Annotated in this window: 25 protein-coding genes and 1 tRNA gene; 11 read left to right on the top strand and 15 right to left on the bottom strand. The window is 58.6% G+C overall.

The window, feature by feature from the left end:
- Positions 1-4: 4 nt before the first annotated feature.
- The 6 genes from trpE to fabI all read right to left on the bottom strand — a co-directional run bounded on the left by trpE (position 5) and on the right by fabI (position 6,582).
- Positions 5-1,513: an anthranilate synthase component I gene (gene trpE, locus ACFWW2_RS13535; protein ID WP_393928607.1), complete on the bottom strand. Its 1,509-nt coding sequence runs from the start codon at positions 1,511-1,513 to the stop codon at positions 5-7.
- Between the two features lie 7 nt (positions 1,514-1,520).
- Complete coding sequence (locus ACFWW2_RS13530; protein WP_393928606.1) at positions 1,521-3,362, bottom strand: peptidylprolyl isomerase; 1,842 nt, start codon at positions 3,360-3,362, stop codon at positions 1,521-1,523.
- Positions 3,363-3,440: 78 nt separating this feature from the next.
- Positions 3,441-4,616 (bottom strand): aminotransferase, encoded by a 1,176-nt coding sequence (locus ACFWW2_RS13525; RefSeq protein ID WP_393928605.1) that lies wholly within the window; start codon positions 4,614-4,616, stop codon positions 3,441-3,443.
- A 25-nt stretch (positions 4,617-4,641) separates the two neighbouring features.
- Positions 4,642-5,148: a xanthine phosphoribosyltransferase gene (gpt, locus tag ACFWW2_RS13520; protein WP_393928604.1), complete on the bottom strand. Its 507-nt coding sequence runs from the start codon at positions 5,146-5,148 to the stop codon at positions 4,642-4,644.
- Positions 5,149-5,158: 10 nt separating this feature from the next.
- Entirely contained in the window at positions 5,159-5,770 is a 612-nt protein-coding gene (locus tag ACFWW2_RS13515) for a LysE family translocator (RefSeq protein ID WP_393928603.1), read from the bottom strand.
- A gap of 5 nt (positions 5,771-5,775) precedes the next feature.
- Entirely contained in the window at positions 5,776-6,582 is an 807-nt protein-coding gene (fabI, locus tag ACFWW2_RS13510; RefSeq protein WP_393928602.1) for an enoyl-ACP reductase FabI, read from the bottom strand.
- A gap of 152 nt (positions 6,583-6,734) precedes the next feature.
- Between fabI and pdxH the strand changes: the two genes are divergently transcribed.
- The 7 genes from pdxH (at position 6,735) to ACFWW2_RS13475 (ending at position 15,822) form a co-directional block, all read left to right on the top strand.
- Positions 6,735-7,340, top strand: coding sequence for a pyridoxamine 5'-phosphate oxidase (pdxH, locus tag ACFWW2_RS13505; protein WP_393928601.1), 606 nt, complete (start codon positions 6,735-6,737; stop codon positions 7,338-7,340).
- A gap of 121 nt (positions 7,341-7,461) precedes the next feature.
- A complete protein-coding gene (locus tag ACFWW2_RS13500) occupies positions 7,462-7,989 on the top strand; it encodes a cold-shock protein (protein ID WP_393928600.1) in 528 nt (175 codons plus the stop codon).
- Positions 7,986-8,462: a DUF192 domain-containing protein gene (locus ACFWW2_RS13495; RefSeq protein WP_393928599.1), complete on the top strand. Its 477-nt coding sequence runs from the start codon at positions 7,986-7,988 to the stop codon at positions 8,460-8,462. Before ACFWW2_RS13500 ends, ACFWW2_RS13495 begins: the two co-directional genes overlap by 4 nt.
- A 43-nt stretch (positions 8,463-8,505) precedes the next feature.
- Positions 8,506-8,582: transfer RNA gene (locus ACFWW2_RS13490), tRNA-Pro, on the top strand.
- Between the two features lie 579 nt (positions 8,583-9,161).
- A complete protein-coding gene (locus ACFWW2_RS13485) occupies positions 9,162-12,815 on the top strand; it encodes a vitamin B12-dependent ribonucleotide reductase (RefSeq protein ID WP_393928598.1) in 3,654 nt (1,217 codons plus the stop codon).
- A gap of 257 nt (positions 12,816-13,072) precedes the next feature.
- Positions 13,073-14,956 carry a cation:proton antiporter gene (locus ACFWW2_RS13480; RefSeq protein ID WP_393928597.1) on the top strand — a complete coding sequence of 628 codons (1,884 nt, stop codon included), beginning with the start codon at positions 13,073-13,075 and terminating at the stop codon, positions 14,954-14,956.
- An 80-nt stretch (positions 14,957-15,036) separates the two neighbouring features.
- On the top strand, positions 15,037-15,822 hold the full coding sequence (locus ACFWW2_RS13475; RefSeq protein WP_393928596.1) for a TIGR00266 family protein: 786 nt from the start codon (positions 15,037-15,039) through the stop codon (positions 15,820-15,822).
- On the opposite strand, the gene ACFWW2_RS13470 is transcribed toward ACFWW2_RS13475, so the two are convergent.
- On the bottom strand, positions 15,819-16,238 hold the full coding sequence (locus ACFWW2_RS13470; protein WP_393928595.1) for a cupin domain-containing protein: 420 nt from the start codon (positions 16,236-16,238) through the stop codon (positions 15,819-15,821). The genes ACFWW2_RS13475 and ACFWW2_RS13470 overlap by 4 nt on opposite strands.
- A gap of 230 nt (positions 16,239-16,468) precedes the next feature.
- On the opposite strand from ACFWW2_RS13470, the gene ACFWW2_RS13465 reads away from it, so the two are divergent.
- Positions 16,469-16,900: a PRC-barrel domain-containing protein gene (locus ACFWW2_RS13465; RefSeq protein WP_393928594.1), complete on the top strand. Its 432-nt coding sequence runs from the start codon at positions 16,469-16,471 to the stop codon at positions 16,898-16,900.
- 70 nt (positions 16,901-16,970) lie between these two features.
- Here ACFWW2_RS13465 and ACFWW2_RS13460 read toward each other — a convergent pair whose 3' ends face one another.
- From ACFWW2_RS13460 to ACFWW2_RS13430, 7 genes are all read right to left on the bottom strand, one after another.
- Positions 16,971-17,483, bottom strand: coding sequence for a GNAT family N-acetyltransferase (locus ACFWW2_RS13460; protein WP_393928593.1), 513 nt, complete (start codon positions 17,481-17,483; stop codon positions 16,971-16,973).
- The gene (eno, locus tag ACFWW2_RS13455; RefSeq protein ID WP_393928592.1) at positions 17,480-18,754 is read right to left on the bottom strand and encodes a phosphopyruvate hydratase; all 1,275 of its coding nucleotides are present in this window, start codon (positions 18,752-18,754) and stop codon (positions 17,480-17,482) included. The genes ACFWW2_RS13460 and eno overlap by 4 nt, the downstream gene beginning before the upstream one ends.
- Before the next feature lie 41 nt (positions 18,755-18,795).
- Positions 18,796-19,686, bottom strand: a complete 891-nt coding sequence (locus ACFWW2_RS13450) for a DMT family transporter (protein ID WP_393928591.1) — start codon at positions 19,684-19,686, stop codon at positions 18,796-18,798.
- Positions 19,686-20,108 carry a Fur family transcriptional regulator gene (locus tag ACFWW2_RS13445; protein ID WP_393928590.1) on the bottom strand — a complete coding sequence of 141 codons (423 nt, stop codon included), beginning with the start codon at positions 20,106-20,108 and terminating at the stop codon, positions 19,686-19,688. The genes ACFWW2_RS13450 and ACFWW2_RS13445 overlap by 1 nt, the downstream gene beginning before the upstream one ends.
- Positions 20,109-20,174: 66 nt before the next feature.
- A complete protein-coding gene (locus ACFWW2_RS13440; protein WP_393928589.1) occupies positions 20,175-21,140 on the bottom strand; it encodes a zinc transporter ZntB in 966 nt (321 codons plus the stop codon).
- On the bottom strand, positions 21,130-21,978 hold the full coding sequence (locus tag ACFWW2_RS13435; protein ID WP_393928588.1) for a PhzF family phenazine biosynthesis protein: 849 nt from the start codon (positions 21,976-21,978) through the stop codon (positions 21,130-21,132). Before ACFWW2_RS13435 ends, ACFWW2_RS13440 begins: the two co-directional genes overlap by 11 nt.
- Positions 21,979-22,071: 93 nt before the next feature.
- On the bottom strand, positions 22,072-22,842 hold the full coding sequence (locus tag ACFWW2_RS13430; RefSeq protein ID WP_393928587.1) for a GNAT family N-acetyltransferase: 771 nt from the start codon (positions 22,840-22,842) through the stop codon (positions 22,072-22,074).
- A 46-nt stretch (positions 22,843-22,888) separates the two neighbouring features.
- Between ACFWW2_RS13430 and ACFWW2_RS13425 the strand changes: the two genes are divergently transcribed.
- On the top strand, positions 22,889-23,032 hold the full coding sequence (locus ACFWW2_RS13425) for a hypothetical protein (RefSeq protein WP_393928586.1): 144 nt from the start codon (positions 22,889-22,891) through the stop codon (positions 23,030-23,032).
- On the opposite strand, the gene tyrS is transcribed toward ACFWW2_RS13425, so the two are convergent.
- The gene (gene tyrS / locus ACFWW2_RS13420) at positions 23,029-24,279 is read right to left on the bottom strand and encodes a tyrosine--tRNA ligase (protein ID WP_393928585.1); all 1,251 of its coding nucleotides are present in this window, start codon (positions 24,277-24,279) and stop codon (positions 23,029-23,031) included. The genes ACFWW2_RS13425 and tyrS overlap by 4 nt on opposite strands.
- A 63-nt stretch (positions 24,280-24,342) precedes the next feature.
- Here tyrS and ACFWW2_RS13415 point away from each other — a divergent pair, with 63 nt between their 5' ends.
- Together ACFWW2_RS13415 and ACFWW2_RS13410 are read left to right on the top strand one after the other, a co-directional pair.
- Positions 24,343-25,437 carry an anhydro-N-acetylmuramic acid kinase gene (locus ACFWW2_RS13415; protein ID WP_393928584.1) on the top strand — a complete coding sequence of 365 codons (1,095 nt, stop codon included), beginning with the start codon at positions 24,343-24,345 and terminating at the stop codon, positions 25,435-25,437.
- Between the two features lie 221 nt (positions 25,438-25,658).
- Positions 25,659-26,315, top strand: coding sequence for an outer membrane protein (locus tag ACFWW2_RS13410; protein WP_393928583.1), 657 nt, complete (start codon positions 25,659-25,661; stop codon positions 26,313-26,315).
- Positions 26,316-26,351: the final 36 nt, after the last annotated feature.

Below are 26,351 nucleotides of genomic sequence, written 5' to 3'. Positions count from 1 at the left end.
TGTTTTAGCCGTTGCCGTTTTCGAACATGGTCGCGTCCGCCGCAGCCTTGCGGATCGCGTTGGATTTGTGCACCGTTTCCTGATATTCCGCTTCGGGGTCGCTGTCATAGACGACGCCGCCGCCTGCCTGGATATAGAGTTTTTCCTCTTTCAGCACGGCGGTGCGCAAGGCGATACACATGTCCATGTCGCCATTGGCGCTGAAATATCCGCAGCCGCCGCCATAGACGCCGCGCTTTTCGGGTTCCAGTTCGTCAATAATCTCCATCGCGCGAACCTTGGGTGCGCCGGACACCGTGCCAGCGGGCATGCCTGCGAAAAATGCGCTGAGCGCATCCTGATCATCGGCCAGTTCTCCCACCACATTCGAGACGATATGCATCACATGGCTGTAACGTTCGACGATGAATTGTTCGGTTGGCCGCACCGTGCCGATCTTGCTGACCTTGCCGGTGTCATTCCGCCCCAGATCAAGCAGCATCAGATGTTCGGCCAGTTCCTTTTCATCGGCCATCAGATCGGCCTCGTTGGCCTTGTCCTCGTCCGGCGTGGCCCCGCGTGGTCTTGTGCCCGCGATGGGACGGATCGTGACCTCTTTCCCGAAGACGCGGACGAGGATTTCCGGGCTGGCCCCGATGACCTGGAAGCCGCCAAAATTGAAAAAGAACATGAAGGGCGAGGGGTTGGTACGCCGCAGCGAGCGATAGAGCGCGAAGGGCGGTTCCCGAAATTCCTGGGTCCAGCGCTGTGATGGCACCACTTGAAAGATGTCGCCAGCGCGGATGTATTCCTTGGCCGTTTCAACGGCTTGCAAATAGCCGTTATGGCTGAAGTTCGAGACCGGCGGTGCGACTGGTGCCGGTTCGGCTAGTGCCCGGCTGCTGCCGGGTACGGGCCGTTCCAGCGCCCGTTGCGCATCCATCACCCGTTCGGCGGCCTGTGCGTAGGCGGCGCGTGCTGACAGCCCGCTGTTTACATAAGCCGGTGCAACAAGGATCACGTCGCCCTTGACCCCGTCCAGCACGGCCACGACAGATGGGCGCAACATGACCGCGTCGGGCAGGTCCAGCGGGTCGGGGTTTACATCGGGAAGGTGTTCGACCAGCCGGATCATGTCATAGCCAAGATACCCAAAGAGCCCGGCAGAGGCGGCTGGCAGATCGGTGGGTAAATCGATTTGCGATTCGGATAGAAGCGCCCGCAGCGCTGTAAGCGGATCGTCAGCCATATCGGCCCAGCCCGCATCATCAAAGCGCGCGTTTCGGTTCACCCGTGATGTGGTGCCACGGCATTCCCAGACCAGGTCAGGGTTCATGCCGATAATGGAGTAACGCCCCCGTACCTCGCCCCCTGTGACGCTTTCCAGCATGAAGGCGTTCTTGCCAGCGCCGGAGAGCTTGAGCATCAGCGATACGGGCGTGTCCAGATCGGCCGCGATGCGGGTGTAGACGATCTGGTTTTCGCCCGCCTCATAGCCACTGGCGAAATCATCATATGCGGGCAGAAGCGCCATGGCTGACCTATTGAAACTGGGCGTTGACCGCGTTCACGGTGGTCTGATTGATGTTGACGTCCGTCCGTTCCTGCAGCGATGTGGCATAGGCATCGAATATGTCTTGCGCGATACCGGCGGCCGCGTTTTGCGCAAGCTGTTCGCGTTGCGCGATCGTTGTTTCGGAGGTCGGGTCGGGCGGGGCGATATCATCAAGCCGCACGATGATTGCCCGGTTTTCGGCGTCGAGCACACGGACCTCGCCTACCGACATCTCAAAGATCTGGTCGTTGAAATCCGGTGGCGTGCCTTCGACAAAGCTGCGCCGGGTCAGGTTTGGTTCAATCACAGGCTCCAGCCCCACGGTTTCAAAACCGGTCAGAAGTTCAATGCCGTCAGCGATCTCTGCGGTCTTGGCCATCACGGCGTCTTGCCGGGCCTGGACCTGCCATGCGTCTTTCACCGCCTCGCGAACATCGTCGAGCGGTTGTAGCGTGGGTGGCGTGATGCTGTCGAGCCGCAGTGCGAAGACACCCCGGTCGGCCAGATCATTGAGTTCGGCAAAGGTTCCCTCTTCCACGGTCGCTGCCGCTTGCCGGAAACCTTCATAAGCGGCGATCCCTTCGGCCATGTCGGCGGTCCAGCTGATCGTGCCCAGTTCCATGTCCGTGCGTTCGGCCAGATCCTCCATCGTGGCGCCGCCCGCCAGCAGGTCGATAATCTGGTCGGTGCTGTCATTGATCACTTCGCGTGCTGCATCTGCGGCAAGTTCTTCACGCAAGGCGGGCGTTGCCTCTTCCAAGGTGGTTTCCTGTGACGACAGGATCGCGTTCATCCGGAAGAGTGCAGGCCCAAGCCCTGAGTTGAAGGGGCCGACGACATCTCCGGGGTTTGCGGCAAAAACGGCATCCCCTGCATCGCCAAGCGAGGCCTGATCGACATCGCCAAGGTCGATGTCAGACAGGCCCAGCCCCCGTTCTTCGACGAGATCCTCAAAGGTGACTTCACCGGCTTCCAGCTTTTCACGCGCTGCTTCCGCCTGTGCAGCATCGAAATAGACCAGACGCTCAACCAGCCGACGCTCTGGTTGGACGAATTCGGCGATGCGGTCATTGTAGAGTTGTTCAATCTCTACGTCGCTGACTGTCATCTGATCTTGGATCATGTTGGGGGTCAGCCAGACATATGTGATGTTGCGGGCCTCTGGCAAAGTAAATGCCTCTGGGTTGGCATCGTAGTAGGCCTGTTGATCAGACTCGGTCGCGCCGGGGACAGGCGATGTCAGCGCCTCGGCATCGACGGTGGCCCATGTCACGCTGCGTTGTTCGCCGATATATTGCACAAGTGCCTCTGCATAAGCCTCTGCCGCTGGTACGCCGCCAACAACGGCACCTTGCAACAGGGTGCGCGCCATTTCTTCACGTAGCGTGTTTTCGAACTCAACCTCGCTTTGCCCCTCCTGTTCGAGCACAAAACGATAGCTTTCGCGATTGAAGCTGCCGCCGGCCCCTTGAAACTGCGGGATCTGGCGCAAACGGGCAAAGACATTTTCATCGCCAGCGGAAATGCCCAACTGTGCTGCCTCGTTATCGAGTGTCCGGGTCAGAATGATCTGCTGCAACGCCGCCCGGTCAATACCGAAGGCCTGCGCCTGTTGAAAGGAAATCGGTGCACCGAACTGGGCCGACAAGGCGCGGATCTGGGTGTTGAGCGTACGCTGGTAATCCGCCACGCTGACATCCTTTTCACCGACGGTGCCGATGTTGCGGATACTGCCGGACAGCCCACCGGTGCCGAAGCCTGCCAGACCCAGCAGAATCAGGATCACGACAATCCAGACCCCGTACCGATTTTTCTTTTTTTCCGCCATGCGTTGCACCCGCCTGTTATTCATATGCCCGCTATCGGGTGGCGCATGAATAAGGGGCAGGGGGCAGGCGTGCAAGGGTCAGTAGGTGACCTTTGCCAGCCTTTCGAAAAGCGTCTTGACCCCGGCCCGATCAATGTTGGCAAAGGCGATCCGGAACTGGGTTTCGCCGCCTTGCAATTCGTCCGGCATGAACATCGTGCCGGGCAGCAACAGAACACCGGCGTCACGCACCAAACGGGGCGCGAGTTCCGCTGATGAGACGGTGAAAGGATGGCGGACATAGGCAAAATATGCACCACACCCGAGCAGGTCCCAGCCTTGGGCGGCAAGTCCCGGAAAGTGGTCCGCAATGGCCGCCCGCCGGTCGAGGATTTCCAGCCGTTCACCAGCAAGCCAGTCGCCAAGGTTTTGCATCCCCCAAAGTGCTGCCCGCTGCCCCAACTGGTTTGGACAGATGGTGATTGTGTCCAGGAATTTTTCGACCTCGGCCAGTCTGGCTTGTGAGGTGACGATGGCGCCCACCCGATGTCCGGTCAGCCTGTAAGCCTTTGAAAAGGAATAAAGGTGTATCAGAGTCTCGTGCCAGTCGGGATCGGCAAACAGATCATGAGGAGCGCGGGTACGGCTGTCGAAATCGCGATAGGTTTCGTCGACGATCAAGGCGATGCCGTGGGTGCGGGCGAGGTCGAGGAAGGCGCGCAAGGTCTCCGCCGGGTATTCCACACCACAAGGGTTATTGGGGCTGACCAGCGCGATGGCGCGTGTCTTGCTGGTGATCAACGGCGCGGCCGCCGCGGCCAGAGGTATCATGCCATCGCCAAAAGGCAGCGGCACGGTTTTGACCCCGGACATGTCCAGCCACATGCGATGATTGAAGTAATAGGGGACGGGGATGATCACCTCATCCCCTTCGGCGCAAAGAGTGGCGATGGCCGCCGCAAAGGCCTGATTGCAGCCGGAGGTGATGGCGACCTGATCGGCGCTGATCGATCCACCGTAGCTTGCGGTCCATTGCTTTGCCACCTCATCCCGAAGCTCTGGCAAGCCAAGTACAGGGCCGTAGAGATGGGCATCAGGATCGTTCAGCACGATTTGCGCCATCGCTTCGCGCAATGGGGCGGGTGGCGGATCGACCGGCGCGGCCTGGCTGACATTGAGCAACGGCCTGCCAGATGGGTGGCTAACGCCTTCAAGCCAGCGCCGCGCTTCCATCACGGGTGGCGCAGATGTCGTGGCGGTGCGCGGTAGCGGCATGGCGATCCCCTTGGGCGTGACGTGCTTAATCCTTGCCGCGATATGGCTCGACATATTGCAGTGCCATGTCCCACGGAAAGAAAATCCAGGTATCCTGGCTGACCTCGGTGATGAAAGTATCGACCTGCGGGCGTCCCTTGGGTTTGGCGTAAACCGTCGCGAAATGGGCGTTGGGGTAGAGTTGCCGCACCAGTTCGAGCGTTTTGCCGCTGTCGACCAGATCGTCGATGATCAGCACGCCGGTGCCATCGCCCATCAGTTCAGCATCGGGGGCTTTCAGCACCTTGGCCTCGGACTGGTCCTGGTGATCGTAGCTTTTTACGCTGATTGTATCGACGGTGCGGATATCCAGTTCGCGTGCGGCGATCATGGCGGGGGCCATGCCGCCGCGGGTAATGGCAACCACGGCTTTCCAGGCTCCGTTATCAGGGCCTTGCCCGTCAAGTCGCCAAGCCAATGCCCGGCTGTCGCGGTGGATCTGGTCCCAACTGATATGGAAACCTTTTTCATGGGGCAGTCGGGTGTCGGTCATCACTCTGTTCCTAGTTATAGGCGATCCGGGCACCAAGTGCCGCGATCAGACCGCCGAAGATACGATCAAGATGGGTCTTGCCCCGCTGATAGGCCCTGCGTGGCGATGGGCGGGAAAAAAGCAGGCTGAGCAGGGCGTACCACCCGAACTCGATCATGAAGATGACAGCGAGGACTGCGGCTGCGGCGGCGGGTGTTGGATCGTGCGGCATGATACCAACGAACACGGCGGCAAAATAGGCCAGCGCCTTGGGGTTGGCGAGGTTGGTGATGAGGCCAAGCCGGAAGAGTCGTCGACCCCCGATGACGTCAGCTTCATTGGCATCGGCCATCGGCGCGCTGGCATGGCGGATCATCGAAATCCCGATCCAGATAAGGAACAGTCCACCGATAATGCGCAAAGTTGTCTGCAGGTAAGGTGCGACCTCAAAGATAATGGAGAGACCTGCAAGTGCGGCGGCGGCCCATAGCACGATCGAAGACGCGAGACCGAAGCTTAAGAGAAGTCCCGCTTGTGCACCTCGCGCCGCCGATGTTTTGATTGTGACGACGGCTGCGGGCCCCGGGCTGATCGCGATCAGCGCCTGAAGCCCCATCAAAGTCAGAAGTGCGGTCAGCGTCAAAGTGATTATTCCTTCGTAATGTCAGGTGCATCCACGGCCTTCATGCCCACGACATGGTAACCGGCGTCGACATGCAACACCTCACCCGTGACGGCGCTGCCAAGGTCCGAGAGCAGATAAAGCGCCGACTTGCCCACTTCCTCCTGCGTGACGGTGCGCCGCAGGGGCGAGTTATATTCGTTCCATTTCATGATCAGTCGGAAGTCGCCTATGCCGGAGGCTGCAAGTGTTTTGATTGTGCCCGCGCTGATTGCGTTGACCCGGATATTGTCCTTGCCCAGATCCTCGGCCAGGTAGCGCACAGATGCTTCAAGTGCGGCCTTGGCGACGCCCATGACATTATAATGCGGCATCACTTTCTCTGCGCCGTAATAGGTCAGCGTCAGGCAGGAACCGCCATCAGTCATCATCTTTTCCGCGCGCTGCACGACGGCGGTGAAGGAGTAAACCGAGATATCCATCGACATCAGGAAATTGTTTCGGCTGGTGTCGACATACCTGCCGCGGAGTTCATTTTTATCTGAAAAACCAATGGCGTGGACGATGAAATCCATCTTGCCCCAACGCTGTTCAAGCGATGCGAAAAGTGCGTCGATCGATGCTTCGTCGCCCACATCGCAGGGCAGCACAATATCGGAGCCGACAGAGGCGGCGAGTGGTTCAACACGCTTTTTCAAGGCCTCGCCCTGATAGGAAAAGGCAAGTTCGGCACCTGCGTCTGCGCAGGCTTTGGCGATTCCCCATGCGATGGATTTGTCGTTGGCCAGCCCCATGATCAGGCCCCGTTTGCCCTGCATCAATTTCGCGCTCATCCCACCAGTCCTTTGTTTCTTTTGGCGTTGCTTCAAATCGGTTTAGGCGATTGCAAACCGGTCAGCAAGCTATTGCCCGATGGAACCAAAGTGGTTGCCTCTCGGCGCGATTAATCCTAATCGTTAACGCGGGGCCTATTTGAGGATCGGTTATGTCCGACCGCGAGGGCATATTTTCTGGTAGTGATCCGTTTCTGATCGCGCGCGCCTGGTTGGCGGAGGCGGAGAAGGCTGAGTTAAACGACCCCAACGCGATGGCCTTATCGACCGTAGACAATACAGGCATGCCCAATGTGCGCATTGTGTTGCTGAAAGAGATCGAGCCCGAGGCGTTTGTGTTTTATACCAACTACGAAAGTCAGAAGGGCATCGAAATTGCCGGTTGCGGCAAGGCTGCATTTGTCCTTCATTGGAAGTCGATGCGTCGTCAGATCAGGGTTCGTGGCGAAGTCAGCAAGGAAGACGGGGCTTTGGCCGATTCCTACTATGCCTCACGTTCACTCAAGAGTAGGCTGGGCGCATGGGCATCGCGGCAATCCCGCCCATTGACGTCGCGTTCCGCCTTGATGGCGGAGGTGGCAAAGGTAACGCTGCAAAAGGGACCGGATCCGGAACGGCCACCCTTTTGGGGTGGTTTTCGTATCCGGCCGTTGGAGATCGAGTTTTGGTCCGACGGTCAGTTCAGATTGCATGATCGGTTTCGGTGGTCACGCGCAACGATTGATCAGAACTGGGAAATTGCCCGACTAAACCCCTGAATTTCACGCTTCGTGAAATGCAAGGCCTTGAAGTCCGGGTTTTTTTCTGGTCGAGATCGTATATGAAAGACAAAGACGGTCACATCCCGAATATGTGGAAGGTGACGTAGGGGAAGACTTGATGAATACGCAAGAGGCCAGCGGCCAACGGCAGGTGACTGGACAGGTGAAGTGGTTCGATCCCTCAAAAGGATTCGGCTTTGTCGTGGCCGACCTTGGAGGACCTGACATTCTGCTGCATGCGAATGTGCTGCGAAACTTTGGTCAGGGATCTGTTGTTGACGGCTCGGCGATCGAGATCATCGTGCAGGATACGCAACGCGGGCTGCAGGCCACGCAGGTATTGTCGATCACGCCGCCCCAAAGTGAAACCTCTGTCCCGTTGCGCGACATGGTGGAGTTCACGGCGGAGGATATCGCCCAACGGCCGATTGAGCCCGCCCGCGTCAAGTGGTTCGACAAGGCCAAGGGTTTTGGATTCGCTAACATTTTCGGCAATGACGAAGATGTTTTCATTCATGTTGAGGTGCTGCGCCGCTCCGGCCTGTCCGACCTGCAATCCGGTGAGGCTGTCGGTTTGCGTCTGGTCGATGGCGAGCGTGGGCGTATGGCCATCGAAGTTGTCGGTTGGGAGGCAGCGGTCAAGTGAAGGTAGGCGCGCTGGTTGCGTTTTGCCTGTGCGTTGCGCAGCCCGTCTGGGCCGTTTGCGCCGACGATAAGGTCACTGTTTCCGGTGACTGGGGTCAGGCGACATTTACCGTTGAAGTTGCCGATGATCCGCAGGAACGGTCCCGCGGTCTGATGTTCGTTGAAGAGATGCCGACGTTATCCGGCATGCTGTTTATCTACGAAGAACCGCAGGCTGTCAGCTTTTGGATGAAAAACACATTGATTCCCCTTGATATGTTGTTTGCTAGCCCTGTTGGGGAAATTCTGGCCATACACGAAAATGCTGTGCCCGGTGATCTGACCCCGATCCCCGGCGGTGATGGCGTGCAGATGGTGCTGGAAATCAATGGCGGCCTGGTGAACCGGTTGGGCATGGATGTTGGCGATGTGATGCAGCATCCCAGTTTTGGGGCGGAGGCAATTTTGCCCTGCATCGAAAAGACTCACAGTTAGGGCTTTTCAAATCATCCCGGTGGGGCTAAAGACACTCTCGGTCCGGGGCGTAGCGCAGCCTGGTAGCGCATCTGTTTTGGGAACAGAGGGTCGGGAGTTCGAATCTCTCCGCCCCGACCACTTCATCTTCAGGATATGACAAGCAGTATAACCACCGATTCGGTGGCCAATTTCGCGCATCGCGGGTGATTTGGTCGGTCGGATCGCCCAGCTTAAGTGTGTGTTAACTTTACGTTAATCTGTGTTAATCGCCCGGAAGCTGATCGATTTCCGCTCAGGTATTGATTGAGCCATTTGGCGTAAGTGGGCCGAACCTAAAGGGTTTCTCGATTTCGTGAAGACCCGTGATCTGTGGACAAGTCAGTGGGTGAATCACGTGGCCGTTGTCCGCGGTTTTCCGATTGGCCACGTCAACAGATTTAATCGAGATTTTGTGTTAAAAATTCGTTGACCCACTATGGGTAGATGCGTCAGGTTGTGCAGGCCGACAATCACGACACAATATGTGGTAGCGGCACGGGGACGGTTTCAGCAGGCGGGCGTAAAGCCAATAGCGACGTCACGATAGTTGTCTGGTCATTGACCGGACCGGTTGTGGTCGGCCTGGGGTTATCGATACGCATTATTTTTTGCGCTGCACAAAGCGGTGTGATTCAGGATTTGGCCGCAACGACGGCAAGATAGCAAGGGGCAGAAGCAATGAAGATCGAACGCAATTTTACCACCGCCGGGCAGGATGCCTATGCCGCGCTGGAGTTCAAATCCACCACGTCAGAAATCCGAAACCCCGACGGGACGATTGTGTTCAAGCTGGACGATTGCGAGATCCCCGCCGGGTGGAGTCAGGTGGCGTCCGATGTCATTGCCCAGAAGTATTTCCGCAAGGCGGGCGTGCCTTCAGCACTGAAAAAGGTGAAGGAAAAGGGCGTGCCGGAGTTCTTGTGGCGGTCCGAACCTGCCAAGGGTGCAACATTCGGCGGCGAAACGTCAGCGAAACAGGTGTTTGATCGCCTTGCAGGCGCGTGGACCTATTGGGGCTGGAAGGGTGGCTATTTCTCGTCCGAGGACGACGCCCGCGCCTATTTCGACGAAATGCGCTACATGCTGGCGACCCAGCGCGCGGCACCCAACAGCCCGCAATGGTTCAACACCGGCCTGCATTGGGCTTACGGTATCGATGGGCCCGCGCAGGGCCACTATTACGTGGATTACAAGACCGGTGAGCTGACCAAGTCAGCATCATCTTATGAGCATCCGCAGCCGCATGCCTGTTTCATTCAGTCGGTTGACGATGATCTGGTCAATGATGGTGGCATCATGGACCTGTGGGTGCGCGAGGCGCGTCTGTTTAAATACGGGTCTGGTACGGGCACGAACTTCTCAAGCCTGCGCGGCGAAGGTGAGCCGCTGTCCGGTGGCGGCAAGTCATCCGGCCTGATGGGCTTCCTGAAAATCGGTGACCGTGCGGCTGGCGCGATCAAATCGGGTGGCACAACACGCCGTGCGGCCAAGATGGTGATCGTGGATGCCGACCACCCCGATATTGAGGAATTCATCAACTGGAAGGTCATCGAAGAACAGAAGGTGGCGAGCATCGTCGCCGGTTCCAAGATGCACGAGCGTTATCTAAATGCGATCTTTGCGGCGATCAAAGCATGGGACGGCGCGGCCGATGATGCCTACGACACCAAGAAGAACGACACGCTGGCCGCTGCCGTCAAGGATGCGAAAAAGTCAGCGATCCCAGAAACTTATATCAAGCGCGTGCTGGACTATGCCAAGCAGGGCCATACCAGCATCGAATTCCCCACCTATGACACCGACTGGGATTCGGAAGCCTATTCGAGCGTGTCTGGCCAGAACTCCAACAACTCGATCCGTGTCACCGATGCCTTCCTGAAGGCCGTCGAGAACGACGAGAACTGGAAGCTGATCAACCGCAAGAACGGTGAGGTCGCCAAGATCATCAAGGCGCGCGATCTGTGGGAACAGGTGGGTCATGCCGCTTGGGCCTGTGCCGATCCGGGCATTCAGTACCATGATACGGTCAACGCCTGGCACACATGCCCCGAAGATGGCGCGATCCGCGGCTCAAACCCGTGTTCTGAATACATGTTCCTGGATGACACGGCCTGTAACTTGGCGTCAATGAACCTGCTGACGTTCTATAAAGACGGCGAATTCCAGGTCGAAGACTATATGCATGCGACCCGTCTGTGGACGGTGACGCTGGAAATCAGCGTGATGATGGCGCAGTTCCCATCGAAAGAAATCGCGCAGCGCTCTTATGACTTCCGCACGCTGGGTCTGGGTTATGCCAATATCGGTGGTCTGCTGATGAATATGGGCCTTGGCTATGACAGTGATGAAGGCCGTGCGATGGGTGCCGCGCTGACTGCGATCATGTCGGGTGTGTCTTATGCGACGTCGGCCGAGATGGCGGGCGAGTTGGGTGCCTTTCCGGGCTACAAGAAAAATAGCAAGCATATGTTGCGGGTGATCAAGAACCACCGGCAGGCCGCACTTGGGAAGACAACCGGCTATGACAAGCTGGACGTGAAGCCGATTCCGCTGGACCACGCCAACTGCCCTGATCGGCGGTTGGTTGAACTGGCCGTGTCCGCGTGGGATGAGGCGCTGGCGCTTGGCAAGCAGCACGGTTATCGCAACGCGCAGGTGTCAGTCATCGCGCCGACCGGGACCATTGGTCTGGTCATGGATTGCGATACAACCGGGATCGAGCCTGACTTCGCTTTGGTAAAGTTCAAGAAGCTGGCCGGTGGTGGTTACTTCAAAATCATCAACCAGTCCGTGCCCGCGGCCCTTGAAAAGCTGGGCTATGGCTCGGCGCAGATCGAAGAAATCATCGCTTATGCCGTTGGGCATGGTTCTATCGGGCAGGCGCCCGCGATCAACCAAACGTCGCTGATCGGGCATGGTTTTGGTCAGGCGGAGTTGGATAAGGTTGAGGCGGCGCTGGCATCTGCCTTTGATATCCGGTTCGTCTTTAACCAATGGACGCTGGGTGAGGAATTCTGCACCAAGACCCTCGGCATTCCCGCTGAAAAGCTGAATGATCCCACATTTGATCTGCTTCGTCACCTTGGCTATTCCAAGCAGGATATCGACGCCGCGAATGACCATGTTTGCGGGACGATGACGCTGGAAGGTGCGCCATTCCTGAAGGAAGAGCATTACAATGTGTTCGACTGCGCCAACCCGTGCGGCAAAAAAGGCAAGCGTTATCTGAGTGTTGACAGCCATATCTATATGATGGCAGCGGCCCAGTCGTTTATCTCGGGCGCGATTTCCAAGACGATCAACATGCCCAATGATGCGACGATCGAGGATTGTCAGAAAGCCTATGAATTGTCCTGGTCGCTGGGGGTGAAGGCCAACGCGCTGTATCGTGACGGATCGAAACTGTCGCAGCCGCTGGCATCCGCGCTGGTAGAGGATGACGACGACGCGATGGAGGTGCTGGAAAGCGGCAACCATCACGAAAAGGCCGCAGTGCTGGCCGAGAAGATCGTTGAAAAGATCATCGTGCAGGAAGTTCGCAACCGCGAGCGTGAAAAGATGCCGCAGCGGCGCAAGGGCTATACCCAGAAGGCCATTGTTGGTGGGCACAAGGTCTATCTGCGCACCGGCGAATACGAAGACGGATCGCTGGGCGAGATTTTCATCGATATGCACAAGGAAGGCGCTGGCTTCCGGGCAATGATGAACAACTTTGCTATCGCGGTGTCGGTGGGCCTGCAATATGGCGTCCCGCTTGAGGAATTCGTGGATGCGTTCACATTCACCAAGTTCGAACCGGCAGGCATGGTGCAGGGGAATGACAGTATCAAGAACGCGACCTCGATCCTGGATTACATCTTCCGCGAACTGGCTGTGTCCTATCTCGACCGTACCGATCTGGCGCATGTGAAGCCGGAAGGAGCCACATTCGATGATATCGGGCGTGGGGAACAAGAAGGCGTGTCGAACATTCAGGCCCCGACCGAGAATGCGGCGACGCGCTCGCTCGAAGTGCTCAAGCAGATTTCCTCGACCGGATATCTGCGCAAGCGGATGCCACAGGATCTGGTGGTGCTGCAGGGCGGCATGGGGGCGACAGCCTTGGCCACCGGGTCTGATCCGTCGGCGGCTTTGCAGACACTCGTGCCAGAAGTTGAAACATCGACAACAGTTGTTACAGCGACATCAACCACCAGTCTGAGTGCACGGGACAAGGCCAAGATGCAGGGCTACGAGGGTGACCCTTGCGGGGAGTGCGGAAACTATACGCTGGTTAGGAACGGGACTTGCATGAAGTGCAATACATGTGGGGGCACCTCTGGGTGTAGCTGAGATTTTTCGTGACGAAAAATCTCGGGAGGTGAAGAAATTTCCTTACGAAATTTCTTCACACCAACGAAATCCCGGGGCGGGTGCGCTCGCCCTCGGCGTGGATCGGGCCGCAGGCAACAAACCGAGCGGTATATAAAGAGTGAGCCTGATCGACGAAACTATAGGGTCCCTTCGGGGGCCCTTTTTTTGTCTGCTGGCGGGCTTTGCATTTCCCGCTGGTCCCGCGCATCATCTGCCAAAACCCGAGGGGCTGACATATGACTGATTTCCTGTTGCTGGCATTCATCTTTCTGATTGCAGGCGTCTTTTCAGTGCCAATAGCGACGCGGTTTGGGCTGGGGTCGGTGCTTGGCTATCTGATTGCGGGTATTCTGATCAGTCCGGTGCTGGGGTGGCTGCATGTGGATGTGATCGCGATCCAGCACTTTGCTGAGTTTGGCGTTGTCATGATGCTGTTTCTGGTGGGGCTGGAGTTGGAGCCGAAACTGCTTTGGTCGATGCGGGGGCGGCTGCTGGGGCTTGGCGGTGGGCAGGTTGGATTGACCGCATTGGCGGTGATGGGTGTGGCCATGCTGCTGGGGGCTAGCTGGACCATCGCGCTGGCGATTGGTCTGGTGCTGTCGCTGAGTTCGACCGCTATCGTATTGCAAACATTGAACGAAAAAGGATTGATGAAAAGTGATGGTGGCCAGTCAAGCTTTGCCGTTTTGCTTGCTCAGGACATTGCCGTGATCCCGATGCTAGCGCTGGTGCCGCTACTGGCCTTGCCAGAACTGGCGGTGGTGACTGCGCATGGTGCGGAAGGTGGACATGAAGAAAGCATGAGCCTGGTTGCCGGGTTGAATGGCTGGCAGACCGCTTTGGTCAATCTCGCGGCGATTGGCGCCGTTGTTGGGGCGGGCAGCTATCTGACGCGGCCCGTTTTTCGTTTCATCGCGGCGGCTGGTTTGCGTGAATTGTTTACAGCCACTGCGCTGATGATGGTGGTTGGGATCGCTCTTTTGATGTCACTGGTGGGGCTTTCGCCTGCGTTGGGCACATTTTTGGCAGGGGTGGTCCTCGCCAATAGCGAATATCGGCACGAGCTTGAATCGGACATTGATCCGTTCAAGGGGCTGTTGCTGGGTCTTTTCTTTATGACTGTTGGTGCGAGTATCAATTTCGTTCTGCTGGGTGAAAATCTGGCGCTGATCATTGGTCTGACGCTGGCACTGATTGCGGTCAAAACGGCGGTTCTGCTGGTTCTGGGCATGATATTTGGCATTCGCGGGGGCGACCGTTGGCTGATGGCTTTGGGGTTGGCACAAGCTGGTGAGTTCGGCTTTGTGTTGCTGTCCTTTACGGTGGCGAACGGGGCGATCCCGTCTGATATGGCGGATCTGCTGCTACTGGTGGTGGCGCTGTCGATGCTGCTGACCCCGGTGCTGTTTATCCTTTACGACCGGCTGATTGCGCCGCGCTATGTCGGGCAGGAGGTTCGCGAGGCTGACACGATTGAAGAGCAGGGTGAGGTGATTATCGCTGGCGGCGGTCGGGTGGGTGGTATCGTGCGCCGTATTCTGAGCGCGGCGGGATACAGCCTGACGGTAATCGACTACAACGCCAAGCATCTGGAAAATATGCGAATTTTTGGTGCGCAGATTTATTATGGCGACGCGACGCGCCCTGATCTGTTGCATGCTGCCGGGCTGCAGAAGGCAAAGATATTTGTGATTGCGATTGATGACAGGGACAAGATCACCGAATTGGTGCGCTATGCCAAACAGGCAGCACCCGACGTGCATATCGTGGCGCGCGCAGTGGACCGGCATCATGTTTACGAGCTTTGGGCCGCAGGTTGTCGTGATATTATCCGTGATACTTACGACAGCTCCTTACGCATGGGGCGGTCGGTATTTGAGGCGATGGGGATCGCCCCGGATCGTGCAGAGATGATGGTCGAGGCGTTCAACCGCGCCGACCGGGCGTCGATGATATCGCTGGCCGATGCCTATGACCCGGCGATCCCTGTCATGGAGAACAAGGAATATGTTGCCCGTGTGCAGGAGATCATCGGACCGCGCGAGGCAGCGCTACACGATGAGATGATGGAAATCCTTGAAACCGGAAAAATGCCCGAGGCGGATGAACGGACCGGGTAGGGTTTTCCGGACGTTGTGGTCAGGCCGCCCGGTTCTTAACTGTTACTTATAATGCTTTGAAAGAATGGAGAGTTTCAACGATGCGATGCCATGAGGTTGATTATGAGATATTTGGCGACGACATGCAGATTGTCGAGGTTGAGCTTGATCCGAAGGAAACCGTGATCGCTGAGGCCGGTGCCATGAATTACATGGAAGACGGTATCGGTTTTGAGGCGAAGATGGGTGATGGGTCATCGCCGTCGGGCGGCATCATGAATTCGCTGTTGAATGTGGGCAAGCGTGTGCTGACGGGCGAATCTATCTTCATGACCCATTTCACCAATAACGGGCAGGGCAAGAAACGTGTGGCCTTTGCCGCGCCATATCCGGGCAAGATCATTCCGATCAACATGGCCCTCGTGGGTGAAGAGCTGATTTGTCAGAAGGATGCGTTTCTTTGCGCGGCGTTGGGGACATCGACCGATATCGCGTTTCAGAAACGTCTTGGTGTGGGCTTTTTCGGGGGTGAAGGGTTCATCTTGCAGCGCCTGCGTGGCGATGGCATGGCCTTTATTCATATGGGCGGCACGGTGATCAAACGCGAGCTGCGACCTGGTGAGGTGATGCGTGTCGATACCGGTTGTATTGGTGCGTTCACGAGCGGTGTTGATTATGACATTGAACGGGCGGGTGGGTTGAAATCCATGGTGTTTGGCGGCGAAGGGTTGTTTTTGGCCACGTTGCGCGGGCCGGGGACGGTGTATTTGCAGAGCTTGCCATTCTCGCGCCTGGCTGACCGCATCATGCGTGCCGCAGGGCCGGGCGGCAGTAAGGGCGAAGGCTCCGTGCTGGGCGGTCTGGGCGATATGTTCGGCGACCGTTAGCGGGGAATATCAAAGCCCGGTTCAGCAAGGGTAAATCCCGCGAACTGAAAACCGGGCGAGACGGTGCAGCCGACCAGTGTCCAGTCGCCGGTTGTGCGCGCGGCCTGCCAATTACCTTTCGGAACAATGGCTTGCGGGCGCTCACCGGCAACCAGATCGGCGCCAAGTGTCTGGTCCTGTGCTGGTCCCGCCAGCGTTTCGGCGGTGGATAGGATCAGCGGCGCACCGGCGTAATAGTGCCAGATCTCGACCGCGTCGACCTTGTGCCAATGGCTATTTTCGCCAGCTTTCAACAGAAAATAGATACAGGTTCCTATCGGTCGACCGTCGTTTTCGGCGACCCAGGTTTGTCTGTAGTATCCCCTTTCAGGATGCGGTTTGAGGTTGAGTTTTGCGATGATCTCATCTGCAGTCATTGGGCTTATTTTTCCTGTCGGCATCGCGTCGGATTTGCGTCGGCAAAACGTCGGACCCCAACGCGCGGGGTTGTCGACCTATGTTAACTGTTGATTGGCATGAAAGCCCACCCTTTGCGGACGCGCTTGCCTGCGCACAAATGTATGCACAAAATTCTTCGTTAGATGGAACCGTTCGGCAGGCGGCGGGTTGAACGGGTACAAAGCAACCTAGAAAGGGGAGACTGAAAATGAAGTCCTTCAAACTGACTGCCATCACCGCAATCCTTGCCACTGTGGGCACCGCTGCGCTGGCCGATACGAGCGCAATGGCCGATGAGGATCTGATCCGCACACGCGATATCACGGGTGGCAATATCTACCGCATGGATGTCGAGCTGAATGATAGCATGTGGGACGGTAACGAGGTTTACGATTCAGTCGACGCGGACTGGAATACAATTGGCGAGATCGAGGACATCGTGCTGAACAAGGACGGCCAGATGATCGGTATCATCGCCGAGGTTGGCGGTTTCCTTGATATCGGTGACAAGCATGTGATGATCCCGGTTGAGAACATCCGCCTGACTGCCGTTGACGACCAGACTTATGGTTATGTGACCAACAAGACCGAAGAAGAGCTGGAAGCGATGGAAGAGGTCGACGAAGCGTTCTGGAACTGATTGCGATTTGATCTGTGAAGAGGGAGGGTTCGCCCCTCCCTTTTTTATGAAGTGATGCCGGTCCGACCGATCAGAGGGAGTGTTCGTAAAAGACGATATCGTCCGCCAGTTCTTGCGGGACATCGTAATAGGGCGCGGTTGATTTGAACCCCATGCCTTCGTAAAGCGCCATCGCCTCTGGCAGGGACCGCATCGTGTCGAGAACGATCCGCCGGTAGCCGAGGGCGCGTGCGTTTTCCATCGCGGCTTTGCAGAGGAGTTGTGCCACGCCTCTGCCGCGCGCGACGGGGGTTACGAAAACGCGTTTGATTTCGCAGGTATGTGCATCAATCCGATGGGTCATACCGCAGGCGACGATTTGACCGTCCGTTTCCGCAACGAAAATCTCTCCATCTGGTGCGACATGCCGACCGGGCAGCTCGTCCATCAATTTTTGATAGACGGGCATTTCATAATAATAATCGAGCAGTAGCGGGAAGTCGGTGGTTCGTTGGACGAGAACATCCCGGTAATCCCAGCAGAGTTGGCGCACGGCGTACAGATCACCCGTGCCGCGCGCCGGTCTGATGGTGATGTCCGTCACTTCAGAATGCTGCGGCCTGCATAGATGGCGGTTTCGCCCAGCAGTTCCTCGATCCGGATCAGCTGGTTGTATTTCGCCAGCCGGTCGGAGCGCGAGAGTGAGCCGGTTTTGATCTGCCCGCAATTGGTGGCGACGGCGAGGTCGGCTATGGTGGCATCCTCGGTTTCGCCTGAGCGGTGCGACATCACGTTGGTGAACCGCGCCCGGTGGGCCATGTCAACCGCCTGCAAGGTTTCTGTCAGCGTGCCGATCTGGTTGACCTTGACCAGCATGGAATTGGCGGAACCTTTGGCGATGCCGTCAGCCAGACGAGCAGGGTTGGTGACAAAAAGATCGTCGCCGACCAGTTGCACTTTGTCGCCGATCATGTCGGTCAGGGTTTTCCAGCCGTCCCAGTCGTCCTCGGACATCCCGTCTTCGATGCTGATGATCGGGTAGTCGCTGGCCAGTTTGGCGAGGTATTCGGCGTTTTCCTGCGACGTCAGCGTGATGCCTTCGCCTGCCATCTCGTATTTGCCGTTCGTGTAGTATTCGGTCGCGGCGCAATCGAGGGCGAGGTAGATGTCTTCGCCCGGTTTGTAGCCAGCCTTTTCGATGGATTTCATGATGAAATCGAGTGCTTCGCGAGTGGAGCCGAGGTTGGGGGCGAACCCGCCTTCGTCACCGATGCCGGTGTTGTGGCCTGCGGCGGACAGTTCCTTTTTCAGCGTGTGGAAAACTTCGGAGCCCATGCGCACGGCCTCGCGGATGTTGTCCGCGCTGACGGGCATGATCATGAATTCCTGAATATCGATCGGGTTATCAGCATGTTCGCCGCCATTGATGATGTTCATCATCGGGACGGGCAGGGTGCGGGCCGAGGTGCCGCCGATATAGCGGAAAAGCGGCTGTGCGGTGAAATCGGCGGCGGCCTTGGCCACGGCCATGGAGACGCCGAGGATGGCGTTGGCGCCAAGCCGCCCCTTGTTCGGGGTGCCGTCGAGTTCGATCATTGCCATGTCGATGCCGACCTGTTCGGTGGCGTCGAAACCCAGGATCGCCTCGGCGATTTCGCCGTTCACGGCGGCGACTGCTTCGAGCACGCCTTTGCCCATGTAGCGGGATTTGTCGCCGTCGCGTTTTTCGACCGCTTCATGTGCGCCGGTGGAGGCCCCTGAAGGCACAGCGGCCCGGCCCATGGTGCCGTCTTCGAGGATGACATCGACTTCCACCGTGGGGTTGCCCCGGCTGTCGAGGATTTCGCGGGCGTGAATGTCGATGATGGTGCTCATGTCAGGCTCCTAGGGGCAGGGTGTTAGCGGTATCGCGCGCTCTATAGCGCGGGTTGTGACGCAAGGGAAGTACGGTGCAGTCGCGCCTCGCGCCAGAGGGTGAAGAGACCGGTTGCGATGATGATGGCGGTGCCGATCCATGTGGGGGCGTCGGGGATTTCACCGAAGACGGCGAAACCGAGGATCAGCGCGAAGACCATGCGCGAATAGCGGAAGGAGGAGATGATGCCGGCGTTGCCGTGCCGTGTGGCGGTGACGAGGGCGAGATAGGCGGCGATGGCGAAGGCGATGCAGCCGAGGAGCAGCCAGGATTCGCGGCCATTGGGGATGACGAAGGGTTGCCCGAGCAGAGTGGACAGGACGTAGCCCGCGGGGATGATCAGAAGGAACGTGTGTGCGGCCAGTTGCGGGCCTGAAAGGCTGACCCGGAGTGACCGCGTCAGCAGATCGCGGGAGGCGAGCGCCAGCATGCCAGCGACGGCCAGCAGGACCGCGCTGTTGAACCCCTCAAGCCCCGGCCGCACGATGATCAGCACCCCGGCAAAGCCGATCCCGATGGCGAGCCAGCGCCGCCACCCGACCTCTTGCCCGAGAAAGAGCGCGGCCCCGGTGGCCACGACCAGCGGGGTTGCCTGAATGACCGCTGAGGCGGTGGTGAGCGGCACGAGCGTGAGGGCAGTGGCAAAGAGGCAAGAGCCGATGACATCGGCGCCGCTGCGCATCAGGACCTTGGGGTGCAGGTATTCGGGCTGCCAGAGCGGGATGTTGCGGATGATGAACCAGAGGATGAAGGCGAGCAGGCCGCCAGCGCAGGTGATCGAGAGGACCTGTCCGACGGGGACCGTGCCGGACAGCGATTTGATCAGGGCATCCTCGACCGCGAAGCAGCCCATGGCGATGACCATGAAAAGCGCACCGCGCAGGTTTTCCATCAGTCGCTGGTTTCAGGTTTTCGCGGCACGCCGTAAAGTTCCAACCGGTGCCCCATCAGTTTATAGCCGAGTTTGGCCGCGATCCGTTCCTGCAGTTCTTCGATTTCCGGATCGACGAATTCGATCACTTCACCGGAATGCATGTCGATCAGGTGGTCGTGATGGTCGCGGTCGGCGGATTCGTAGCGCGCGCGCCCGTCGCCGAATTCGTGCTTTTCCAGGATGCCTGACTCTTCGAAGAGTTTGACCGTCCGGTAAACCGTCGCCAGCGAAATTCGCGGATCGGCGGCGGAGGCGCGGTTATAGAGTTCCTCAACATCCGGGTGATCATCCGCGGCCTCGAGCACGGCGGCGATGGTCCGGCGCTGGTCGGTCATGCGAAGTCCGTTCGCCTCGCAGCGGGAGATGATGGTGTCGGTCATGAATATCCCGGTCTGTCTGTGGGTCCCTGATAACCAGCCTTGGCCCGGGTTTCCAGCGCCACCCGGCTAAAACCAGCGGATCAGACGCAAGATCAGGTAACCGGCCAGCCCGACCAGAATCATCACACCGCAGAGAATGGCAAAGCCGTAGGGACTGTCGACGCCGGGCATCCCGCCGACATTCACCCCGAACAGCCCGGTCAGGAACCCCAGCGGCAGGAAAATGGCCGCGATGACCGACAGGATATAGCTGTTTCGCCCGAGCCGGGAATCATTGACCATGTCGATATGTTCGCTGAGCGCGCTGAGCCGGTCCGCGACCTCGTGCAGTTCTTCGACGGACCGGGTGGCCCGGTTGGCGGTGTCGCGCAGCCGGTGCCGTAGTTTCTTGGTGATGAGCGGGGTGTCGATTGTCGCCAGCGCCTTGACCGTGTCGTTCATCGGGCCGACATGCCGCCGCAGCTTGATGACACTGCGCTGGAGCGGGGCGAGTTCGTTCGCTTCGGTTTCGCCATTGTCGTAGATGCAGTCTTCGAGCTGGTCGGCCCGGTCTTCGACATCGAGCGAGATCCTTTCGATCCGGTCCACAAGGCTTTCGGTGATCCGCGCGATCAGGTGGGCGGGGCTGAGGGGGGCATTCCCGGCGTCGATCTGGCCGCGCAGATCCTCCATCGCGAAAACACGCTGCCTGCGCACGCTGACCACCAGCCGGGGCGCCACCCACAGCCGGAGCGAGACCATATCTTCGACCTCGGCCCCTTCGTTGAGGTTGATCCCCCGCAATGTCACGATCAGCCCGTCATCCAGATCATCGACGCGCGGGCGTGTTTTCACCGCGAGCAGGGTTCGGGTTGCCAGCGGGGGCAGGTTTTCATGGCACCACGTGTCTAGCCCCGGCGCAGAAAGATCGAAATGCAGCCAGCGATAGGCAGCCCCGTCATTGGCCGGGTGTGCGCCGCTGTCGGACACGGCGGTGGCGCTGCCATCCGGGTTGATGTCATAGGCGCAGACCGGGGTTGGATCAGATGACAAGCGTCCCCTCCATCGTTTTGACCGCCTGGCCGCTGATGGTGACCTTGATCGGCGCATGTGTCGTCATGGCCTGAATGATCGACGGCCTGCCCATGGCAAAGCCCTGGCGGATCGTCAGAGTTTGCGGTGCCCCTGCCAGTTCCGTCAACAGTGCCGCAAGGGTGGCCGCCGCACTGCCGGTGGCCGGGTCTTCGGTGATGTTGTCGAGCGGGGCGAACATGCGCGCGTCGATGGTGTTGCCCTGTCTGACATAGGCATAAAGCGCGAAATCCAGCCCTGCCGGGTATTCAGTGGCGCCTTGCCTGATGTGGTCGACGGATGGTGTGCAGGCGTTCAGCGCGGTTTCGGTCTGCAGTTCGGCGATCACAAAGGGCAGGCCGAGGCTGGCCTGTGTCGGCGCATGGGTGTCAGTCTTGACGTCGCCGGGTTGCAGGCCGAGTGCGGCGGCGACAAGCGCCGGATCGGGTGTGGCGAGATATTCAAGGGGGGCGCTGGTCTGGAAGCTGGCGCCTGTGTCGCTGACCGTGCAGGGGATCGGCCCGATGCCAAGTTCCAGTGTCATGGCACCCTTGTGTCCCAGATCATGCAGGGCGATGGCCGTCCCGATGGTGGGATGCCCGGCGAAGGGGATTTCCATGGTTGGGGTGAAGATCCGCACCTTTGCGGTATGCGCCGGATCGGCGGGCGGATAGACGAAGGTGGATTCGGAGAAATTGAATTCGCGCGCGATGCTTTGCAGTTTGTCATCCGGCAGGTGGGTCGCATCGGGGATCACGGCAAGCTGGTTGCCGCCGAAGGCGTCGTCGGTAAAGACATCGTAGACGAGGAATTGTGTCATTGCGGGTGCCCCATGGATTCGGCTGCTGAGTGGACAGCCAGACCCTGCACCATGATCGCACCGACCAACACCGAAAAATGCCGGACGGGTCCGTCAGGCGAAGGGGAGGCGCAGCCATGTGCCACCAAGGGGCCGCACTGTGGCACCGCTGCCGATCTTGAACCGGGCCAGGCCGGGCGTGTTTTCGGTGTCGACCGTGCCAAGGTCGAGCCGGGTCAGCCCCTGCCGGGCGAAATGATCGGCGGCGTGCATCAGTAGCGCGTGATGGGCGTGGGCCTTGCGCCCGGCATCCCCGGTCCAGCCGATCTGGTAGGTGGCGACGGGTGCGTGGAGCATGAAGAGCATGGCGGCGACGGGGGTGTTGGATTGTGTGGCGGTCAGGACGATCACATCGGTTGGGCTGATCGCGGCATAAGCGTGGATGATGGCGTGCGGCAGGGTACGATAGCGGTTTGTGCGTTGCTGTGCGCGGTCCGCTTCGAGTAGCCATTGATGCTGGGTCGGATGAAAGATGTCATGCCTGATTTTGACGGTGGATTTGCGCCAACTGTGCCGCCATTTGGGGTGCGGTTGCAGGGGGGCTGTCAGGTCGATTTCGGCCACATGGGCGGGTGTCATGATCTGCCGGAACCCGGCCTGCCGGTAGATTGTGTCAGGCGTTTCGGCGTTGACGATCCGCAGTGGGCTGTGCCGCAGCAATTGCGGATCTTGTGCCCGGATGCGTGTGGCAAAGCTGATCCCGCACCGGCGGATGACCTGCACGGGTGAGATGCCGCCGATATCGATCTGGCGTGTGTCGGTGCCCAGCCGTTTCAGGGCGGCCCCGAAAGTGGGATGTTGTTGCAAGGGCAGGGCAGGGATCATGACCCCTGTTAAGCCATCTGAAACCTAAGCCGTGGTTAATGGTGTCATGAAACATGACCGATCAAGACCCGTCGCGGGCGTTGTCGCCCCTGCCGCCCGGCCCACGGTGTTGGGTGCCGCCGTCATCGCCACCACGATGACATTTCCAGTCGCGGTGACGATTTTGTTTGTGGATCTGCTGTTACTTTAGCCCAGTTGAACCAGCGCGTGCCGCTTTTTACCGGCGCTGAGCTTTATCGGGCTGCTCAGGGCGGTGGCATCGACCATCAGGCCGGCATCGGTCAGCGGTTCGTCGTTCAGCCGCGCGCCATGTTCGCTGATCAGGCGCTTGGCCTCTTTCCCGCTTTTGGCCAGACCGGCGCGCACGATTAGTTGCACGATGGAAATGCCTTCGCTGATGTCATTGGCGCTGAGCGTCAGTGTCGGCAGGTCATCCCCAATGCCGCCTTTTTCAAAGACTTCGCGGGCTGTCGCCTCGGCCGCTTTGGCTGCTTCGGCGCCGTGCAGCAGAGTGGTGACCGCGTTGGCGAGGATGATCTTGGCCGCGTTGATTTCGGCCCCTTCCAGCGCGCCGAGACGGTCGCATTCATCGACCGGTAGTTCGGTGTAGAGTTTCAGGAAACGCCCGGTATCCGCGTCGGTGGTGTTGCGCCAGAACTGCCAGAATTCGTAAGGGCTGCACATGTCTGGGTTCAGCCAGACGGCCCCGGCCTCTGACTTGCCCATTTTCTTGCCGTCGCTTGTGGTCAGCAGTGGCGATGTCAGCCCGTAGATTTCGTGGTCCAACACGCGCCGGGTCAGGTCGATCCCGTTGACGATATTGCCCCATTGGTCGCTGCCGCCCATCTGCAGCAGGCAGCCGTAGCGCCGGTTGAGTTCGAGGAAATCATAGGCCTGCAGGATCATGTAGTTGAATTCGAGGAAAGACAGCGATTGTTCCCGGTCCAGCCGCGATTTCACACTTTCAAAAGAAAGCATCCGGTTGATCGAGAAATGCCGCCCGATATCGCGCAGGAAATCGAGGTAGTTCAGATCGTCCAGCCATTCGGCATTGTTGATCATCATCGCGTCGGTGGGGCCGTCGCCATAGGTCAGGTAGGCCGAGAACACCTGTTTGATCCCGGCGATGTTTTCATCGATCTGGGCGGGGCTGAGCAGGGGCCGTTCATCGGCCCGGAATGACGGATCGCCGACCTTGGTGGTGCCGCCGCCCATGAGCGTGATCGGTTTGTGCCCCGTTTTCTGCAGCCAGCGCAGCATCATGATCTGGATGAGCGAGCCGACGTGCAGCGATTTCGCGGTTGCGTCAAAGCCGATATAGGCGGGCACCACCCCTTTGCTCAGTGCCTCGTCGAGGCCCTGATAATCCGTGCAGTCGGCGAGAAAGCCGCGCTCCATCATGATGCTGATGAAATCGGATTTGGGATGGTAGGTCATTGGCTTGTTCCCGTGAATTGCGTGGTGCAGTCTATAAGGGCGTCGCGTGACAAGGGAAAGCGTATGTTGCAGGCAGATGTGATCACCGCCCTTGGCACGATGTCGGGGACGTCGCTGGACGGGGTTGATGCGGCGGTGCTGCGAACAGATGGCGTTGCGATTCATGGGTTTGGTCCCACATCCTATCGCCCCTATTCCACTGCGGAACAGATGGTGTTGCGTGCACATTTGGGGCGCTGGTCGGGTGATGGTGTGGATGCTGCGACCCGGATTGTCGAAGACGCCCATATTGCGGTGATGCGTCCGTTTGGCGGGATTGATCTGGCCGGTTTTCACGGGCAGACGCTGGCCCACGACCCTGCGCAGGGTCGGACCCATCAATGTGGTGATGGATACCGGATCGCCTGCGCGTTGGGCTATCCCGTGGCCTGGGATTTTCGCAGTGAAGATGTCAGGCAAGGCGGGCAGGGTGCCCCGCTTGCCCCGTTTTATCATTTTGCTTTGGCGAAGTGGTTGAAGGCTAACGCGCCGATGGCGTTTTTGAACCTGGGGGGCGTGGGAAACATCACTTGGGTTGATCCGCGGCTTGCCCGACCAGAGGAGGATGGTGCGCTTTTGGCGTTTGACACCGGGCCGGCGAATGCGCCCATCAATGATGCCATGCGTCAGCGGCGCGGATTGGCATTTGATGATGCTGGCGTATTGGCTCGTCAAGGGCAGGTCGACAAGGGTATCTTGGCCGCGTTCGCGCTGCATCCCTATTTTGAGAAACCCCCGCCCAAATCGCTGGACAGGGATGATTTTGCGACCTTGCTTGACCAGACTGCAGTGTTTGACGATGCCGATGCCATTGCCACGCTGACTGCCGCTGCGGTTGAAGGGGTGGCTCGGGCGATGGCGCATTGTCCTATCGCGCCATCGAGGGTCCTGGTGACAGGGGGCGGTCGCAAGAATGAGACGATGATGGACCGCCTGGTGGTTGCGCTGAGATGTCCGGTTCAGCCCGTCGAGGCGGTTGGTTTGGATGGTGATATGTTGGAGGCTCAGGCCTTTGCTTATCTTGCCGTCCGGGTGGCGCGCGGGCTGCCGATATCGGCTGCGGGCACGACCGCTGTGGCGCGTCCCTGCAATGGTGGCCAATTGGCGACACCTGCATAGCCGCCAAAAAAATGCCTCATTTATAGGCGGTGATCCGAAAATTTTCGAACAGTTGAGCGAAATCAATTCAATTGTTTCAATTATGGGCTAAAGTTGGCCGACTGGCGTCTGGTTTTCATGCCCATATTTGCCGAAGCCCATCACAGACGCGTGAGGGCTATGGAACTTTTTCTATTAACTGCCAGTTAACCCCCACGGTAACCCGATTAACGGAGAATAAAATGAAACCGACATTTACAACCGCTCGTTCGAGCATGTTCGCACTGCCACTCATTCTTGCTGGCGGTATGGCTGCAGCGGGCGGTCTGGCCGAACCTGTTGCACCACCTGCACCTGTTGCACCACCACCCGTCGTTGTTGCGCCCGGCACAGACTGGACTGGGTTTTACGTCGGTGGCCAACTTGGCTTTGGCGATTTGAGCGCGGAATTGGGCGGCGCCGACGCCGTTGATGATGACGAAACCGGTGCGCTTTTTGGTGTACACGCCGGTTATCTGTATGACTTCGGTACAGTCGTGTTGGGTGGTGAATTGGATTACGATGGCACGTCGATTGAGCCTTCCATCGCAGACGCGATTGCTGACGATTCCTTTGAAGTCGATTCCGTCGCGCGTGCAAAACTTTTGCTAGGCTACGATGCCGGTCAGTTCCTGCCATACTTGGCTGGTGGCTGGGCACAGGCGACGACAAGTTCCGACACTGCTGCTGTTGACGGCGATGGTGATGGCACGTTCTTTGGTGGTGGTGTGAAGTACCTTGCTACGCCTAACTGGATCGTTAGTGGTGAAATTCTGCAGCATCAGTTCGACGACTACGTGACTGATGGGCTGGACGTTGAAGTGTTGACCGGTACGCTGCGGGCATCCTACCGCTTCTAAAATAGTCATATGCTGACCATTTCTTTGGGTGTCCAG

Origin of the sequence: Yoonia sp. R2-816 (assembly GCF_046762905.1) — a bacterium.
Lineage (GTDB): Bacteria > Pseudomonadota > Alphaproteobacteria > Rhodobacterales > Rhodobacteraceae > Yoonia.
Note: the sequence above shows the minus strand (reverse complement) of the source record. Positions and strands in the feature narration are given on the sequence as shown.

What these genes read in the sequence shown, in the direction of transcription:
- trpE (WP_393928607.1), bottom strand. Translation starts at nt 1,513, where the DNA reads ATGGCGCTTCTGCCCGCATATGATGATTTCGCCAGTGGCTATGAGGCG.
- ACFWW2_RS13530 (WP_393928606.1), bottom strand. Translation starts at nt 3,362, where the DNA reads ATGGCGGAAAAAAAGAAAAATCGGTACGGGGTCTGGATTGTCGTGATC.
- ACFWW2_RS13525 (WP_393928605.1), bottom strand. Translation starts at nt 4,616, where the DNA reads ATGCCGCTACCGCGCACCGCCACGACATCTGCGCCACCCGTGATGGAA.
- gpt (WP_393928604.1), bottom strand. Translation starts at nt 5,148, where the DNA reads ATGACCGACACCCGACTGCCCCATGAAAAAGGTTTCCATATCAGTTGG.
- fabI (WP_393928602.1), bottom strand. Translation starts at nt 6,582, where the DNA reads ATGAGCGCGAAATTGATGCAGGGCAAACGGGGCCTGATCATGGGGCTG.
- pdxH (WP_393928601.1), top strand. Translation starts at nt 6,735, where the DNA reads ATGTCCGACCGCGAGGGCATATTTTCTGGTAGTGATCCGTTTCTGATC.
- ACFWW2_RS13500 (WP_393928600.1), top strand. Translation starts at nt 7,462, where the DNA reads ATGAATACGCAAGAGGCCAGCGGCCAACGGCAGGTGACTGGACAGGTG.
- ACFWW2_RS13485 (WP_393928598.1), top strand. Translation starts at nt 9,162, where the DNA reads ATGAAGATCGAACGCAATTTTACCACCGCCGGGCAGGATGCCTATGCC.
- ACFWW2_RS13480 (WP_393928597.1), top strand. Translation starts at nt 13,073, where the DNA reads ATGACTGATTTCCTGTTGCTGGCATTCATCTTTCTGATTGCAGGCGTC.
- ACFWW2_RS13475 (WP_393928596.1), top strand. Translation starts at nt 15,037, where the DNA reads ATGCGATGCCATGAGGTTGATTATGAGATATTTGGCGACGACATGCAG.
- ACFWW2_RS13470 (WP_393928595.1), bottom strand. Translation starts at nt 16,238, where the DNA reads ATGACTGCAGATGAGATCATCGCAAAACTCAACCTCAAACCGCATCCT.
- ACFWW2_RS13465 (WP_393928594.1), top strand. Translation starts at nt 16,469, where the DNA reads ATGAAGTCCTTCAAACTGACTGCCATCACCGCAATCCTTGCCACTGTG.
- eno (WP_393928592.1), bottom strand. Translation starts at nt 18,754, where the DNA reads ATGAGCACCATCATCGACATTCACGCCCGCGAAATCCTCGACAGCCGG.
- ACFWW2_RS13450 (WP_393928591.1), bottom strand. Translation starts at nt 19,686, where the DNA reads ATGGAAAACCTGCGCGGTGCGCTTTTCATGGTCATCGCCATGGGCTGC.
- ACFWW2_RS13445 (WP_393928590.1), bottom strand. Translation starts at nt 20,108, where the DNA reads ATGACCGACACCATCATCTCCCGCTGCGAGGCGAACGGACTTCGCATG.
- ACFWW2_RS13435 (WP_393928588.1), bottom strand. Translation starts at nt 21,978, where the DNA reads ATGACACAATTCCTCGTCTACGATGTCTTTACCGACGACGCCTTCGGC.
- ACFWW2_RS13430 (WP_393928587.1), bottom strand. Translation starts at nt 22,842, where the DNA reads ATGATCCCTGCCCTGCCCTTGCAACAACATCCCACTTTCGGGGCCGCC.
- ACFWW2_RS13425 (WP_393928586.1), top strand. Translation starts at nt 22,889, where the DNA reads ATGAAACATGACCGATCAAGACCCGTCGCGGGCGTTGTCGCCCCTGCC.
- tyrS (WP_393928585.1), bottom strand. Translation starts at nt 24,279, where the DNA reads ATGACCTACCATCCCAAATCCGATTTCATCAGCATCATGATGGAGCGC.
- ACFWW2_RS13415 (WP_393928584.1), top strand. Translation starts at nt 24,343, where the DNA reads ATGTTGCAGGCAGATGTGATCACCGCCCTTGGCACGATGTCGGGGACG.
- ACFWW2_RS13410 (WP_393928583.1), top strand. Translation starts at nt 25,659, where the DNA reads ATGAAACCGACATTTACAACCGCTCGTTCGAGCATGTTCGCACTGCCA.